Below are 14,685 nucleotides of genomic sequence, written 5' to 3' on the forward strand. Positions count from 1 at the left end.
TCAACACAGCCGATCGGCCGGTAGCGCGGATTGACAGTTGACAGCCGGTCGCCGGTCAGGGCAGCGGCGGCAGGGCGTCCACGCCGCCCGCCGGGACGTCGAAGTCCACCGAGGCGTACTCGCGGAGCTTGTCCATCCGGTGGAAGCCGTCGATCATGCGGACCGTGCCGGACTTGGAGCGCATCACGATCGACTGGGTGGTGCAGCCGCCCGCCCGGTAGCGCACGCCGCGCACCAGGTCCCCGTCCGTGACGCCGGTCGCGCAGAAGAACACGTTGTCGCCGCGCACCAGGTCGTCGGTGGTCAGGACCCGGTCGAGGTCGTGCCCGGCGGCCAGCGCCCTGGCCCGCTCCTCGTCGTCCTTCGGCCACAGCCTGCCCTGGATCGCGCCGCCCATGCACTTCAGCGCCGCCGCCGCGATGATGCCCTCGGGCGTGCCGCCGATGCCCACCAGCAGGTCGATGGCGGTGTTCGGGCGGGCCGCCGAGATCGCGCCCGCCACGTCGCCGTCGGAGATGAAGTGGACGCGGGCGCCCGCCGCGCGCACGTCCCGCACGATCGACTCGTGCCGGGGCCGGTCCAGGACGCACACGACCACGTCGGACACGTCGGAGTGCTTGGCCTTGGCGACCCGCCGGACGTTCTCCGCGATCGGCGCGGTGATGTCGATGACGTCCGCCGCCTCCGGCCCGGTGGCCAGCTTCTCCATGTAGAACACCGCGGACGGGTCGAACATCGCGCCGCGCTCGGCCACCGCGAGCACGGCCAGCGCGTTCGGCATGCCCTTGGCCATCAGCGTGGTGCCGTCGATCGGGTCGACGGCAACGTCGCACTCCGGCCCGTTGCCGTCGCCGACCTCCTCGCCGTTGAACAGCATGGGCGCCTCGTCCTTCTCGCCCTCGCCGATCACCACGACGCCCCGCATCGACACGGTGCCGATGAGCTTGCGCATGGCGTCCACGGCCGCGCCGTCGCCGCCGTTCTTGTCGCCGCGGCCGACCCAGCGCCCGGCGGCCATCGCGGCCGCCTCGGTCACCCGGACGAGCTCCAGCGCGAGGTTCCGGTCGGGTGCTTCGCGACGACGCTCGGACGGGCTGCTGGTCATGTGGCGCTCCCTGGTGCGGCTGCCGGACTGGTCACCGACCGGCGTGGATTACCCGGCGGTAGAACAATCCTCGCACGTCGTCACCCCTCGGCCACGTCCTCCTCGGTCACACTCAGTGCTTGATCGATCCGCTCGCGGGCGCCCGCGAGCAGCCGCTCGCAGGTCTTCGCCAGGGCCTCGCCCCGCTCCCACAACCTCAGCGACTCGTCCAGCGACAGGCCGCCGGCCTCCAGCCTGCGGACCACCTCCACCAGGTCGTCCCTGGCCTGCTCGTAGCCCAGTTCCTCGACGCCCAGCTCTCCGGCTGCGGGCTCGCTCACGTGACCGACTTCCCCAATCTGCTCTTGACGTGCGCCACGACCGTGGCCACCGCCTGGTCGTAGCCGATGAACGCCTCGGCGAACTCCGCGCCGTCGCCCTCGCGCACCGCGTCGTCGATGCGGTGCTCGGCGGCCGTGACGCGCGTGCGGTGCACCGAGCCCCGGCCCGTCCACCACCGCGCCCCGGCGTAGCCGCAGGTCGCCTCGGACAGGTCGTGCAGCCGGTCGACCAGCGCCTGCCTGCCGGACGTGCAGCCGGCCACCAGCGCCAGCCAGCAGTCGGCCGCGGCCCGGTCGGCCGATTCCGCCCGGTCGCGCACGGTGCGCGCGCCCTCGTCGTCCGCCTCGTTCGCGGCGGCCATCGTCAAGGGCAGGAACGTGGGCTCACGTGCCGGGTTCGGCACCACCGCCTCCTTCCTCCCGACCGCCGTCACCGCCGGCGTGCGCCGGACCGCCGTCGTCGCCGGTCCGCGCCGGGGTGCCGCTCTCGCCGGCTCGCGCCGGGTTGCCGTCTTCGCCGGCTGGTGCCGGCTCGTCGTTCGTACCGGCTGGTGCCGGGTCGTCGTTCGTGCCGGCTGGTGCCGGGGTGTCGCTCGACCGGGCGGGTGCCGGTGCGCCGTTCCGGCCGGCCCGTGCCGCGCCACCGGCTCGTGCCGGGTCGCCTGCCCGTGCCGCGTCGCCGTCGCCGTCGCCGGTGGCCACGACCGCGTGCACCGCCCCGTCGGCCACGCGCACCCGCAGGCGGGCGCCGGGGGGCGCCTGGGAGGTCGACCGGAGCACCCCGCCCACCTCGCCGTCCGGCGTGACGAGCTGCACCACCGCGTACCCCCGGGCCAGCGTGGCGGCCGGCCCGAGGGTCGTCAAGCGGGCGCGCGTGGCGGTCAGGCCGGTCGCCTCCGCGTCGAGCCGGTTGCGCACCGCGCGCCGGGACCGCTCCCGCAGCCGGTCCACGTCCTCGGCGCGCCGGTCCAGCGGGCCGTGCGGGTCGGCCAGCGCCGGCCTGGTCCGCAGCGACGCCAGCAGCTTCTCCTCGCGGTCCACCCAGGCGCGCAGGGCGCGGCGGCCCCGGTCGCGCATCTGGCGGACGCGCTGGGTCTCCTCCGCCACGTCCGGCACCACCCGCTTGCCCGCGTCGGTCGGCGTCGAGCAGCGCAGGTCCGCGACGTGGTCCACCAGCGGCGTGTCCGGCTCGTGCCCGATCGCCGACACCACCGGCGTGCGGCAGGCCGCCACCGCCCGGCACAGCGCCTCGTCCGAGAACGGCAGCAGGTCCTCGACGCTGCCGCCGCCGCGGGCCAGCACGATGACGTCCACTTCGGAGTCGTGGTCCAGTGTCGACAGTGCGGTGAGGATCTGCGGCACGGCCGACACGCCCTGCACGGCCACGTTCACCACCCGGAACCGCGCGCCCGGCCACCGCGCGTGCGCGTTGGTCAGCACGTCCCGCTCCGCGGCCGACGCGCGGCCGGTGATGAGGCCGATCTTGTTCGGCAGGAACGGCGGCCTGCGCTTGCGCCGCGGGTCGAACAGGCCCTCCGCGGCCAGCAGCTTCTTCAACCGCTCGATCCGGGCCAGCAGCTCGCCGATGCCGACCTGCCGGATCTCGTCCACGCGCAGGCTCAGCGTGCCGCGGTTGGGGTAGAAGTGCGGCTTGCCGTGCACCACCACGCGGCTGCCCTCGGCCAGTTGCAGCTCGCGCACCACGCCCACGGGCGCGGTGAGCTGCATCGACATGTCCGCCGAGGGGTCGCGCAGGGTGAGGAACGCGGTCGACGTGCCGGGGCGGGCGCTCAGCTGGGTGACCTGGCCCTCCACCCACACGTCACCCAGGCGGTTGATCCAGTCGAAGATCTTGCGCGCCACCGTGCGCACCGGCCACGGGTTCTCCGGACTGGACCTCTCAGGACCGGACCTCTCCTCCGCCACCCGTCAGCCGCCGGACTTCAGGTTCGCGAGGCGCCGCGTCAGCATCCCGGTGAACTCGGGGCGCGCGGCGTGCGTGCGCTCGTGCGCGAGCAGCTGCTCCAGGTCCGCCGCGGACAGCGTGCGCAGCCGGGCCCGCAGCTGCGGCAGCGTGAGCTGGTCGTACTCCGGCAGCACCGCGGGCGACTCCGCGGCCAGGGCCCGCTCCTCCTCGGCCCACGGGTCCTCGGCGGGCCGGCGGACCCCGTCCCGGTCGTCCTCGTCCTCGTCCTCGTCGTCCAGGTCCGGGTCCGGGCGGAGGCCGGTGACCTCGTCCTCGTCCTCGTCGAAGGTCGCCCACTCGGGCTCCTGCTCGGCCGGTCGCAGCACGGCCAGCACGTCGTCACCCTTGATTGCGAGTTCGGTCACCCGCTGCTGGACCCGCATGGACAGCTGCAACGCCTCGCTGACCACGGTCACCGGGAGCCCCACCAGCTGTTGCGGCAGCTTGCGGGCCTGCTCGACGGCGGTGACCGCCAGTCCCGCGGCGAGGCGGACGGGCAGCGGCAGTGGCTTCATGGTTACAGCCTGCCGCAGTCGGCCGCCGGATGCCTACACCTGGCACGCCGTACCCTGGGCACATGGACAAGCGAGTGCTCCTGGCGAAGCCGCGTGGCTACTGCGCCGGCGTGGACCGTGCCGTGGTGACGGTGGAGAAGGCGCTGGAGCAGTACGGCGCCCCGGTCTACGTGCGCAAGGAGATCGTCCACAACAAGCACGTCGTCGAGACGCTGTCCGCGCGGGGCGCGGTCTTCGTCGACGAGACCGACCAGGTGCCCGAGGGCGCCCTGGTGGTGTTCTCCGCCCACGGCGTGTCGCCCGCCGTGCACGAGGAGGCGGCCTCGCGCTCGCTGCGCACCATCGACGCCACGTGCCCGCTGGTCACCAAGGTCCACAACGAGGCCAAGCGCTTCGCCCGCGAGGACTACGACATCCTGCTCATCGGCCACGAGGGGCACGAGGAGGTCGAGGGCACGCAGGGCGAGGCCCCCGAGCACATCCAGCTCGTCGACACCGCCGAGGACGTGGACAAGGTCGAGGTGCGCGATCCGTCCAAGGTGGTCTGGCTGTCCCAGACCACGCTGTCGGTCGACGAGACCATGGTGCGCGTGCGGCAGCTCAAGGAGCGGTTCCCGGACCTCCAGGAGCCGCCGTCGGACGACATCTGCTACGCCACGTCCAACCGGCAGACCGCGGTGAAGACCATGGCGCCGGAGTGCGACCTGGTGCTGGTGGTCGGGTCGAAGAACTCGTCCAACTCGGTGCGGCTGGTGGAGGTGGCGCTCCAGTCGGGCGCGAAGGCCGCCCACCTGATCGACTACGCGCGCGAGGTCGACGAGGCGTGGCTCGACGGCGTCACCACGGTCGGCGTGACCTCGGGCGCGTCGGTGCCGGACATCCTGGTGATGGACCTGCTCGAGCACCTGGCCGACCGCGGCTACGGGCAGGTCGAGGAGATCACCACGGCGAACGAGAAGATCGCCTTCGCCCTGCCGCGCGAGCTGCGCAAGGACATGGTGCGCTGACGCCCGGCCCCCGGGTCGACCGGGGGCGCCGCGGCGCTCCGGCCGGCCCGGGGGCCGGGCGCCGGGACCTCAGTCCCACCACTTGTGCCACAGGTGGTCGTCCGTGCCCTGGACGAAGACGTCGATGCGGTTGGGCCCCCAGGAGACGGCCGCGGGGTTGTCCTTGAACACGCCGCCGAGGCTCTCCCAGCCCAGCCAGGACGAGCCGTCCCACCACTTGTGCCAGAGCTGGTGGTCGGTGCCCTGGGCGAAGACGTCGAGCCGGTTGCCGGACCACGAGGCGACGGCGGGGCCGGCGGTGATGGCGCCGCCGAGGCTCTCCCAGCCCAGCCAGGAGGAGCCGTCCCACCACTTGTGCCAGAGGTGGTTGTCGGTGCCCCGGGCGAAGAGGTCGATGCGGTTGGGCCCCCAGGAGACGGCGGCGGGGTTGTCGATGATGACGCCGCCGAGGCTCTCCCAGCCGGACCACGAGGACCCGTCCCACCACTTGTGCCACACGGCGCTGTCGGTGCCGCGGGCGAAGACGTCCAGCCGGCCCGCCGACCACGAGGAGACGGTCGGCCCGGCGAGGAGCACCCCGCCCAGGTCCTCCCAACCCGACCACTGCCTCTCCGTCGCCGGCCCGGCCCCCTCGGGGCGCGCGGGTTCGGCGGCGGCCGCGGCGACGCCGGTGGAGGACGACACCAGGAGAATGGCGAGCAAGGATTTCACGAGTGCGGAGCGCATCGACTTCCCTCCGTCGGCGTGGTGTTTTCGCACCTGAAACAAAGCGAACGTAGCACGTTTGTGTTAATTCGAACGGCTGAATTCACGTTCACTCGTCATCGCCGAAGATCTCCGCGAAAATGCCTCGTCGTGAAGGGGTGTGGTCACCGTGCGCTGCGCAAAGGGGAAAGGTGAACCGAGCGGAGGAACCCTTTAGGGGTGCCGGTCGTGAAATGATGTCGCCTCATCCGCGCGAACGAGATCGCGGCCCGCTCCGATCGTCCCACAGGGGTACGACAATTCCGCCCCTCCGAAGCGACTGCCTGCGCCGACGGCGAAAGTGGTTGGCAGATCCGGGGAAGTTCCGTTCCCTGGGTGCATGAGCAGTGTGCTGATCGGGGTGGAGAACGTCGCCACCCCCCAGTGGGCCCGCCGTCGCGGCGGGGTGTCGGTGAGCCTCGGCAAGGCGCTGCGCAGCCTGCCCGCGGCGGTGGCGGCGGTGGCACGCCTGGCGTGGGCGACCTCGCCGCGCCTCACGGTGCTGGCGGGCGCGGTGCACGTCGCCTCGGGGTGCGTCACCGCGTTCGGCCTGCTGGCCACGGCGGACGTGTTCACCGCGCTGCTCCGCGACGGCCCCACGCCCGACCGCGTGGTCCGGGCGCTGCCCGCGCTGGCCGTGGTGGTGGGCTCGCTGGTGGTCCGCGCGCTGCTCGACACGGCCGTGTCCGCGGTGGAGAGCTCGCTGCGGCCGCGCGTCACCCGGGCGGCGAACGACGAGGTCACGGCGGTGCTCGTGCGGGCGCAGCTGCTCGCGTTCGAGGACGCCGACTTCCGCGAGCTGGCCCGCCAGGGCGGCCGGCGCGGCGTCCGCTCGCTGGAGTCCAGCCTCCGCTACCTGGCCGACCTGCTCTCCGGCGGCATCTCGCTGGTGGCCGCGGTGGTCACGGTCGGGTTCCTCAACCCCTGGCTCGCGCCCGCGCTGCTGCTGGCCGCCCTGGCCAACGCGTGGGCGGCGGCGCGCGCGTCCAAGCTGCGCTACGAGCACTTCCTGGACTCGGTCACCCGCAACACCCGCAAGGGCGTGGTGGAGGAGGTCGCCACGGACCGCGACTTCGCCCTCGAGCGGCACGCGCTGACCCTCCAGGAGCGGCTGCTGGCCGAGCACCGCAGGATCGCCGACAGCCTGGTCGTCGACGAGATCCGGATGGCGCACCGGACGAACCTCGTGCGGCTGGTCGGCCGGGCGCTCGCCGGCGTCGGCACGGGCGTCGCCTACCTGGTGCTGGGCCTGCTGCTGCACACCGGGGCGATGGAGCTGGCGCTCGCGGGCACGGCGGTGCTGGCCATGCGCACCGGGTTCTCGTCGCTGGCCGGCACGACCCGCGCGGTCAACTCCCTCTACGAGGACTCGTTCTACATCGACTTCTACAAGAAGCTGCTCGCCGAGGGCGCGGAGCGGGCCCAGGCGCGCTCCGGGGTCCGGCCGCCCGCCGACCCGGAGCGGATCACCCTGGAGAACGTGTCTTTCACCTACCCGGGCGGGAAGAGGCCCGCGCTGCGCGACGTGGACCTGACCGTGGAGCGGGGCGAGGTCGTCGCGCTGGTCGGCGAGAACGGCTCGGGCAAGACCACCCTGGGCAAGGTGCTCACCGGCCTCTACCCGGCCACGTCGGGCTCGGTCCGCTGGGACGGCGTGGACCTGGCGGAGGCCGACCCGGACCTGGTGCACTCGTCGATCGCGGTGATCGCGCAGGACCCGGCGCGGTGGCCGATGACCGCGCGGCACAACGTGCTGGTCGGCCGGCTGGAACGGGACGACGAGCCCGCCTACCGGGACGCGGTGGCGAGGTCCGGCGCGGACGAGGTGCTGGACTCGCTGCCCGGCGGCCCCGACACCGTGCTGTCCCGGCAGTTCAACGACGGCCAGGACCTGTCCGGCGGCCAGTGGCAGCGCATGGGCATCGCCCGCGGCATGTACCGCGACGCCGCCGTGCTGGTGGCCGACGAGCCGACGGCCGCGCTGGACGCGAAGGCCGAGGCGCGCGTGTTCGCGGGGCTGCGCGAGGCGACCGCGCGCCGCACCACGATCCTGGTGACGCACCGGCTGGCGAACATCCGCAACGCCGACCGGATCGTCGTGCTCGACCAGGGCCGGGTCGTGGAGCAGGGCACGCACGAGGAGCTGATGGCCCTGGGCGGCCACTACGCCGAGCTGTTCGAGCTCCAGGCCGCCGCCTACCGGGGCGGGCTCCTGGCCCCGGCGAACGAGTAGCTTTTCCGGCGCGAACGGCGTTCCCGGCGCGCCGCGCACTCCCTTGACCCGCGCTCCCGGGTTCACCAGGATGGCCCCTTGGTGACATCCCGCCGAGAGGGCTCCGGTCATGTTCGAATGGCTCGCCGAGAACTGGCCGCTGGTCCTGGGCGCGGAAACCGCGCTGCTGCTCCTGCTGGTGCTCCGGCCCGCCCCGAACTGGCGGCTGCTGCTGCGCCTCGGCCGGACGCGGGACGTGCGCCGCGCGGCGGGGAGACCGGGCAGGTTCTGGTGCACCGAGCCGACCCGGCAGCCCGCGGGCGCGGTGGCGCGCGTGAGCCTGGACGGCCCCGCGGCCAGCGTGCGCCTCGTCGACGGCCCCAACTACGCGCGGATGATGCGCGGCCGGAAGTACGCCTACGTCGGCGGGTGGGCGACCGGGTCGTCGTTCGAGCTGACCGTGCCGTGGCCGGGCCGGTGGCGCGTCGTCGGCGACCTCGGCAGCGCGTCCGGCGACCTGGACCTGCGCGTCAGGTGGCTGGCCGAGCGGTTGCCGCCCGCGTCCGCGCAGCCGGTGGCCGGCGAACCGCGCCTGGGCGTGGTCCGGGAGCGGGGCGCGGCCGACGGCCTGCGCGACGTGTTCGTGCTGCACGTCGTGGAGGACCGCGAGGAGGTCGCCCGCCCGCTCGCCGAGGCGCTCCGGGCGCGGGGCGCGTCGGTGTGGCTGGACGAGTTCGAGCTGGCCATCGGCGACTCGCTGGCGAAGCGGCTGGAGCGCGGCCTCGCGTGCAGCCGGTTCGGCGTGGTGGTCCTGTCGCCGGGGTTCTTCGAGCCGACCGCGACCGGGACGCCGCGGGTCGAGGGCGACCAGGTGGTGCTGCCGGTGCTGCACGGGATCACCAGGGTCGAGGCGCTGGACGGGCTGCCGTGGCTGGCCGACCTCGTCGTGCGCGGCACCAGCGACCGCACCGTGGACGAGATCGCCGAGGAGATCGCGCTGGTCGTGGTGCCCGGCGAGCCCGCCGTCGAGCGGGAGGGCGACCAGGAGGCGCTGTCCGGCCAGGTCGTGCCGGTGCGGGCCGCCCGGCGGTGAACCGGGCCGGTTCCCGGCTTGACCCTCACGCCGCGTGAGGCCGCAGGGTGGGGCACATGGGCAACTACTACGACGCTTTCGAGATCAGCCCCGTGCCGACGCCCGGCCCGGACGCGGTCCCGCCGGAGCCGTTCCGCGGCATCTACGGGATGCCCGCGTTCGTGACGATCCCCACGGCCGACCTGGCGGCCTCGGTGGACTTCTGGACGCGCGGGCTCGGTTTCTTCGAGCTGTTCGGCATCCCCGGCAGGCTCGTGCACCTGCGCCGGTGGGCGTTCCAGGACGTGCTCCTCGTCTCGGCGGAGGAGGTGCCCGAGCGCGCGCCGGCGATGAGCGTCAGCTTCTCGTGCGTGCTCGGCCAGGTCGACTCCCTGGTCGCGGCCTGCCGCGCGCTGCGGCCGGACTCGGTCGACGGGCCGCGGGACACCCCCTGGAACACCCGCGACGTGGAGGTGATCACGCCCGAGCACGCGCGGGTCGTCCTCACCGCGGCGAAGGTCTTCGACCCCGACGGCGAGGAGGCGCGGAACCTGGCGGCCATCGGGATCACCCCGCCGGCCGCCGGCCGCGGCGACGATGTGGAACATGCGTGACGCCCCCGATGCCGGCACCGACGGCACCGACGGCCTGACCGTCGGCCAGGTGTCGGCGCGGCTGGGCGTGACGGTCCGCGCGCTGCACCACTGGGACGAGATCGGCCTGGCGCGACCGTCGCTGCGCACGGTCGCCGGGTACCGGCTCTACACCGCCGGCGACCTGGAACGCCTGCACCGCATCGTCGTCTACCGCGAGCTGGGCCTCGGCCTGGACGGGATCCGGGCCATCCTGGACGACACGGTCGCGGACGTGCCGGGCGCGCTGCGCGAGCAGCGCGCCCGGGTCGCCGAGCGGATCGACCGGCTCCGGCGGCTCGACGCCGGGCTGGAGCGGATGATCGACGCCCACGAGCGCGGCCTGCTGCTCACCGCCGAGCAGCAGGCCGAGGTCTTCGGACCCCGGTGGGACCCGGACTGGTCCGCCGAAGCCCGCCGGCGCTACGGGGGCACGACGCAGTGGCTCCAGTACGCCGAGCGCTCGGCCGCCCGCGGCCCGGAGGAGTGGCGGGCCGTCGCCGAGGCCGTCACCGACTTCGAACGCGCCCTCGGCGACGCGATGGACGCCGGCGTCGAACCGGGCAGCCCGGAGGCGAACCGGCTCGTCGAGCGGCACCGCGAGGTCTTCGCCTCGTACTTCCCCCTCACCCGGCGGATGCAGGTCTGCCTGGGCCGGGTGTTCGAGACCGACCCGGGGTACGCCGCCCACTACGACGGCGTCCGCGCCGGCCTCGCCGCGTGGTTCCGCCGGATCATCGACGCCGACGCGCGCGCCCACGGCATCGACCCCGACACCGCGACCTGGGAGCAGGGCTAGGACCGGTCGGCCCCGAGCCGGCGCAGCCGCATCCGCGGCTGCCGCTCGCCGGGGCCGTCGCCGGGCTCGTGCGCCCCGGTCTCCCGCGGCGCGCGGTTGCGCACGAAGGCGCCTCGACGGCCCTGGTGGACCGCTCGGTGATCTGGCCCTCCCGGGCGAGGAGGACCTGCCGCCACGTGGCGACCGCGCCCGCGGGCACGAGCAGGCCCGCCACCGCCTGCACAGGAACGCGACCACGACCACCGCACCGCGCCACGGAGCGCCCGGCGTCACCCCGAACCCCTCGGTCAGGCCGTCAGTTCGAGCGTCGAGCCCGCGCGGGCCTTGCGGACCCGCAGGCGGGTCGGGATGCGCTGCCGCAGCTCGTCCACGTGGGACACCAGGCCGACCACCCGGCCGCCCGCGCGCAGCTCGTCCAACGTGGTCATCACCAGCTCCAGCGTCTCCGCGTCCAGCGTGCCGAAGCCCTCGTCGATGAACAGCGTGTCCAGCACCGCACCGGCCGCCACCACGTCCGACAGCCCCAGCGCCAGCGCCAGCGACGCCAGGAACGACTCGCCGCCCGACAGCGTCTTCGCCGGCCGCTGGAGCCCCGAGTAGTCGTCCAGCACGTCCAGGCCCAGCCCGCCCCTGGTGCCGCGCGGCCCGGCCTCCACCGAGTGCACGAACCGGTAGCGGCCCTGGCTCATGCGCTCCAGGCGGGCGCTCGCGGCCACCGCGACCTCCTCCAGCCGCGCGGCCAGCACGTAGGTGCGCAGGGTCATGCTGCGGCTGTTCTGCCCCCGGCCGTTGATCACGTCGGTCAGCGCGTCCAGCTCGTCGAACGCCGCCTGCACCGGTTCCAGCCGCGCCCACGCCGCGCGCAGCTGCCCGGCCAGGTCGGCGGCCCGCGCCGCGCGCCGGAGGGCCTCGTCCCGGGCGCCGGACGCCCGCGTGGCGACCTCGGTGGCCTCGCGGAACCGCGCCTCGGCGCCCGCCACGTCCACCTCGGCGGCCGGGTCGACGTCGGCCAGCTCGACCAGGGTGCTCTCGGCGGCGGCGCGGGCGTGCTCCGCCCGGCGGACGCGCTCCTCCAGCTCGGCCAGCGCGGCGTCGGGGCGCGCCGCGGCCAGGGCCTCGGCGACGTCGGCGAACCCCGCCCCCGCCGCCAGCCGCGACACCTCCAGCCGCTGCTCGGCCAGGCGCTCGGCGTGCTCGGCCACCGCGACCCGCCGCGCGTGCAGGTCGGTGAGCGCGTCGGCGAGGTCGGACAGGTGCGCCCGGCGCGCCACCACGTCCGGGAAGTCGCCGCGCGCCTCCTCCAGCCGCGCCGCGCGCTCCGCGACCGCCGCGACCAGCTCGTCCCGCTGCGCGCCCGCCCGCTCCAGGTCCCGCTCCAGCCGGCCGCGCCGGTCGAGCGCGTCCTCCACCTGCCGCTCCAGCTCGGCCAGCTCCGCCTGACCCGCCTCGGCCCGCCCGGCCAGCGCCAGCACCGAGCGGTGCTCGCGCTCCAGCTCGTCGGGGGAGCGGTCGCCGAGCTGCTCCCGCAGGTGGGCGAGCCGGCTCTCCAGCTTCTGCGCCTCCTGCTCGGCCCGCACCCGCCGGTCGGCCGCCCGCTGCTCCACGTCGGCCGCCGCGTCCTCGTCCGCCGCCGTCACGGCCGTCGGCAGGGGCCGCGCGGGCGCGGGGTGCTCGTCCGACCCGCACACCGGGCACGCCTCGCCGGGCCGCAGCCCGGCCGCCAGCTCGACGGCCATGCCCTCCAGCCGCTCCTGCCGCACCCGCAGCAGCGCGTCCCGGGCCCGCTGGTGCTCGTCCACGGCGCCGCGCCGCGCCTCGTCGGCCGCGCGGAACGCCGCCTCGACGCGCGGCAGCTCCGCCGCCGCGGCCGCGAGCCCGGCGACCTGGGTCAGCCGCGCGGCGGCCAGCCCCGACTCCTCGACCGCCGACCGCGCCGCCGCCAGCCGGGCGGGCACCTCGTCGAGCTGGGACACCAGCACCGCCAGGTCCCGGGACGTGGCCGCGATCGACTGCTCCAGGTGCGCGACGCGCCGCCGGTCCTCCTCCTGCTTCAGCGCCTCGGCGGCCAGGGTGGTCAGCGCGCCGGACTCCTCGCGGCACCGCTCGGCGTCGCCGCGCAGGTCCGTGCCGCCGTACCCGAGGGCGGCCACTGCGGCGCCCGCCGCCCGCTCCCGCGCCCCGGCCTGCGCCAGCGCGGCCTCCAGCCGGTCCTGCGCGGTCCGCGCGGGCACCACCGCGGCGGCCCGCCGGGCCGCGTCCAGCTCCGCGACCCGCGCCCGCAGGTCCGGTTCCTCCTCGGCGTACCGGTCGAGCGCCCGGCGCGCGTCGCGGACCCGCCGCACGCGCTCGTCCAGCGCACGGGCGCCCTGCCAGGCCCGCTCCGCCTCCGCGCGCAGCGCCAGCGCCTCGCCGGCCCGCTGCCCGGCCTCGCGACCGTCCTCGTCCAGCCGCTTGAGCAGCGAGCTGAGCCACTCGGGGTCGGCCACCTCCGGCGGCTCCTCCGCCCCGGCCTCCGCGACCCGCTGCACCAGGTCGCGGTTGACCAGGCCGAGCCGCTCCACCTCCTGGCGCCGCTCGCGGCGGTGCTCGCGGAACCACTTCTCCACGTCCAGGAACCGCTCGGTGCCGAACAGCTTCTCCAGCAGCTTCTCCCGCTCGACGGTCTCCGCGCGCAGGAACCGCGCGAACTCGCCCTGCGGCAGCAGCACGACCTGGAAGAACTGGTCGGCGGTCATGCCGAGCAGGGCGTCGATCTCGCGCGCCACGTCGTCGATGCGGGTGTGGCCCTCGCCCTCCCAGCCGGCCAGCCAGGTCAGCGACACCTGCGCCTGCTGGCGGGTGACGCCGTCGCCGCGCCGCTTGGGCCGGTCGTACTCGGGGCTGCGCCGGACCAGGAACCGCCTGCCCCGCACGGTCAGCTCCAGCTCGACGAACGTCGGCGTGTCCGGCGAGGCGTAGTCGCAGCGCAGCCGCTTCACGTCGCCGCGCGCGCCCGGAACCTTCCCGAACAGCGCGAACGCCACCGCGTCGAGCAGCGTCGTCTTGCCCGCGCCGGTGTCGCCGTGCAGCAGGAACAACCCGTCCGCGCCGAGCAGGTCGAAGTCGACCTCCTCGCGCTCCGCGTACGGGCCGAACCCGCTCACCGCCAGCCGGTGCAGCTTCACCGGTCCACCTCCCGGGCCGCCGCGGCGAACGCCTCGCGCAGCAGCGCCAGCTCCCGCTCACCCGGCCGGTCGCCGCGCACGTCCTCGACGAAGCAGCACGCGACCTCCTCGTCGGTGCGGCCGCGCACGCGCTCGGCGAACCGCAGGTCGCCCGCCCGCCCCTCCGCCGGCCGCCACTCCACGTGCACCGCGTGCGGGAACCTCGCCTGGAGGCGGCGCAGCGCGTCCAGCGGGCGCACCCGGTCGGTCAGCGTCACCGACAGGAAGTGGTCCGCCACCGCCTCGTGCTCGGCCGCCGCCAGCAGCTCCTCCAGCTCGCCGCCGAGGGTCGCCAGCGGCCGCGGCACGGGCAGGCCCCGCCTCTCCACGCCCGCCAGGCCGCCCGCGTCCAGCTCCACCAGCCACACCAGCTTGTCGTGCCGGGCCTCGGAGAACGAGTACGCCACCGGGCTGCCCGAGTACCGCAGGTGGTCGGCCAGGGTCTGCTGCCCGTGCAGGTGGCCCAGCGCCGCGTAGTCGACCCCGGCGAACACCGAGCCCGACACGTCCTGCACGCCGCCCACCGCGATGGTGCGCTCCGACTCGCACGGCTCGCCGCCGGTCACGAACGCGTGCGCCAGCACCACCGACCGGGCGCCGGCGCGCCGGGCCAGGTCCTCCCGCACCCGCCGCATGGCCTCGGCGAGCACGCCCGCGTGGCCCTTGGCGTCCGGCACGCCCAGCGCGTGCCGCGCCGTCTCCGGCTCCAGGAACGGGATGCCGTACACCGCGACCGGCCCGTGTTCGTCGGTGAACAGCACCGGCTCGTGCAGCTCGGCCACGCGCGTGCGCAGGTGCAGCCCGCCCGCCTCGGCGAACGCCCCGAGGAAGCCCAGCCGCGTCGCCGAGTCGTGGTTGCCGGGCGTGACCACGATCCGCGCGCCGGCCGCCCGGATCCGCTTGAGGACCCGCGAGCACACCGCGACGGCCTCCGCGTTCGGCACCGCCCGGTCGAACAGGTCGCCCGCCACCACGACCACGTCGACCCGCTCGTCGGACACCAGGTCGGCCAGGCCGCCCAGCACCGCCTCCTGTTCGCGGAGCAGGTCCCGACCGTGGAAGGTCCGGCCCACGTGCCAGTCGGAGGTGTGCAGGAACCTCATGCCGGCA

12 protein-coding genes and 1 pseudogene are annotated in these 14,685 nt (G+C 75.1%); 5 read left to right on the top strand and 8 right to left on the bottom strand.

What is annotated here, in order from left to right; translation table 11 throughout:
- Window positions 1–55: 55 nt before the first annotated feature.
- The 5 genes and pseudogenes from glpX to ACFV4N_RS14440 all read right to left on the bottom strand — a co-directional run bounded on the left by glpX (window position 56) and on the right by ACFV4N_RS14440 (window position 3,906).
- Complete coding sequence (gene glpX / locus ACFV4N_RS14420; protein WP_499672977.1) at window positions 56–1,105, bottom strand: class II fructose-bisphosphatase; 1,050 nt, start codon at window positions 1,103–1,105, stop codon at window positions 56–58.
- An 80-nt stretch (window positions 1,106–1,185) separates the two neighbouring features.
- On the bottom strand, window positions 1,186–1,425 hold the full coding sequence (locus tag ACFV4N_RS14425; protein ID WP_499672978.1) for an exodeoxyribonuclease VII small subunit: 240 nt from the start codon (window positions 1,423–1,425) through the stop codon (window positions 1,186–1,188).
- On the bottom strand, window positions 1,422–1,829 hold the full coding sequence (locus tag ACFV4N_RS14430; RefSeq protein ID WP_499672979.1) for a sugar ABC transporter substrate-binding protein: 408 nt from the start codon (window positions 1,827–1,829) through the stop codon (window positions 1,422–1,424). The genes ACFV4N_RS14425 and ACFV4N_RS14430 overlap by 4 nt, the downstream gene beginning before the upstream one ends.
- A gap of 274 nt (window positions 1,830–2,103) precedes the next feature.
- Window positions 2,104–3,351: pseudogene (gene xseA / locus ACFV4N_RS14435) on the bottom strand (exodeoxyribonuclease VII large subunit); the annotation flags it as partial.
- A 3-nt stretch (window positions 3,352–3,354) separates the two neighbouring features.
- Window positions 3,355–3,906 (bottom strand): lipid droplet-associated protein, encoded by a 552-nt coding sequence (locus tag ACFV4N_RS14440; protein WP_499672980.1) that lies wholly within the window; start codon window positions 3,904–3,906, stop codon window positions 3,355–3,357.
- 62 nt (window positions 3,907–3,968) lie between these two features.
- On the opposite strand from ACFV4N_RS14440, the gene ACFV4N_RS14445 reads away from it, so the two are divergent.
- Complete coding sequence (locus ACFV4N_RS14445) at window positions 3,969–4,913, top strand: 4-hydroxy-3-methylbut-2-enyl diphosphate reductase (RefSeq protein ID WP_499672981.1); 945 nt, start codon at window positions 3,969–3,971, stop codon at window positions 4,911–4,913.
- Window positions 4,914–4,982: 69 nt separating this feature from the next.
- Here the strand turns inward: ACFV4N_RS14445 and ACFV4N_RS14450 are convergent, their stop codons facing one another.
- On the bottom strand, window positions 4,983–5,624 hold the full coding sequence (locus ACFV4N_RS14450; RefSeq protein WP_499672982.1) for a PLL family lectin: 642 nt from the start codon (window positions 5,622–5,624) through the stop codon (window positions 4,983–4,985).
- A 373-nt stretch (window positions 5,625–5,997) separates the two neighbouring features.
- Between ACFV4N_RS14450 and ACFV4N_RS14455 the strand changes: the two genes are divergently transcribed.
- The 4 genes from ACFV4N_RS14455 (at window position 5,998) to ACFV4N_RS14470 (ending at window position 10,372) form a co-directional block, all read left to right on the top strand.
- A complete protein-coding gene (locus ACFV4N_RS14455) occupies window positions 5,998–7,890 on the top strand; it encodes an ABC transporter ATP-binding protein (RefSeq protein WP_499672983.1) in 1,893 nt (630 codons plus the stop codon).
- 109 nt (window positions 7,891–7,999) lie between these two features.
- Window positions 8,000–8,962, top strand: coding sequence for a TIR domain-containing protein (locus tag ACFV4N_RS14460; protein ID WP_499672984.1), 963 nt, complete (start codon window positions 8,000–8,002; stop codon window positions 8,960–8,962).
- 56 nt (window positions 8,963–9,018) lie between these two features.
- A complete protein-coding gene (locus ACFV4N_RS14465; protein WP_499672985.1) occupies window positions 9,019–9,555 on the top strand; it encodes a VOC family protein in 537 nt (178 codons plus the stop codon).
- A complete protein-coding gene (locus ACFV4N_RS14470; protein ID WP_499672986.1) occupies window positions 9,548–10,372 on the top strand; it encodes a MerR family transcriptional regulator in 825 nt (274 codons plus the stop codon). Before ACFV4N_RS14465 ends, ACFV4N_RS14470 begins: the two co-directional genes overlap by 8 nt.
- Before the next feature lie 287 nt (window positions 10,373–10,659).
- Here ACFV4N_RS14470 and ACFV4N_RS14475 read toward each other — a convergent pair whose 3' ends face one another.
- A complete protein-coding gene (locus ACFV4N_RS14475) occupies window positions 10,660–13,536 on the bottom strand; it encodes an AAA family ATPase (protein WP_499672987.1) in 2,877 nt (958 codons plus the stop codon).
- Window positions 13,533–14,678 carry a metallophosphoesterase family protein gene (locus ACFV4N_RS14480; protein WP_499672988.1) on the bottom strand — a complete coding sequence of 382 codons (1,146 nt, stop codon included), beginning with the start codon at window positions 14,676–14,678 and terminating at the stop codon, window positions 13,533–13,535. The genes ACFV4N_RS14475 and ACFV4N_RS14480 overlap by 4 nt, the downstream gene beginning before the upstream one ends.
- Window positions 14,679–14,685 lie beyond the last annotated feature (7 nt).

Origin of the sequence: Actinosynnema sp. NPDC059797, from assembly GCF_042732085.1 — a bacterium.
Classification (GTDB): Bacteria; Actinomycetota; Actinomycetes; order Mycobacteriales; family Pseudonocardiaceae; genus Actinosynnema.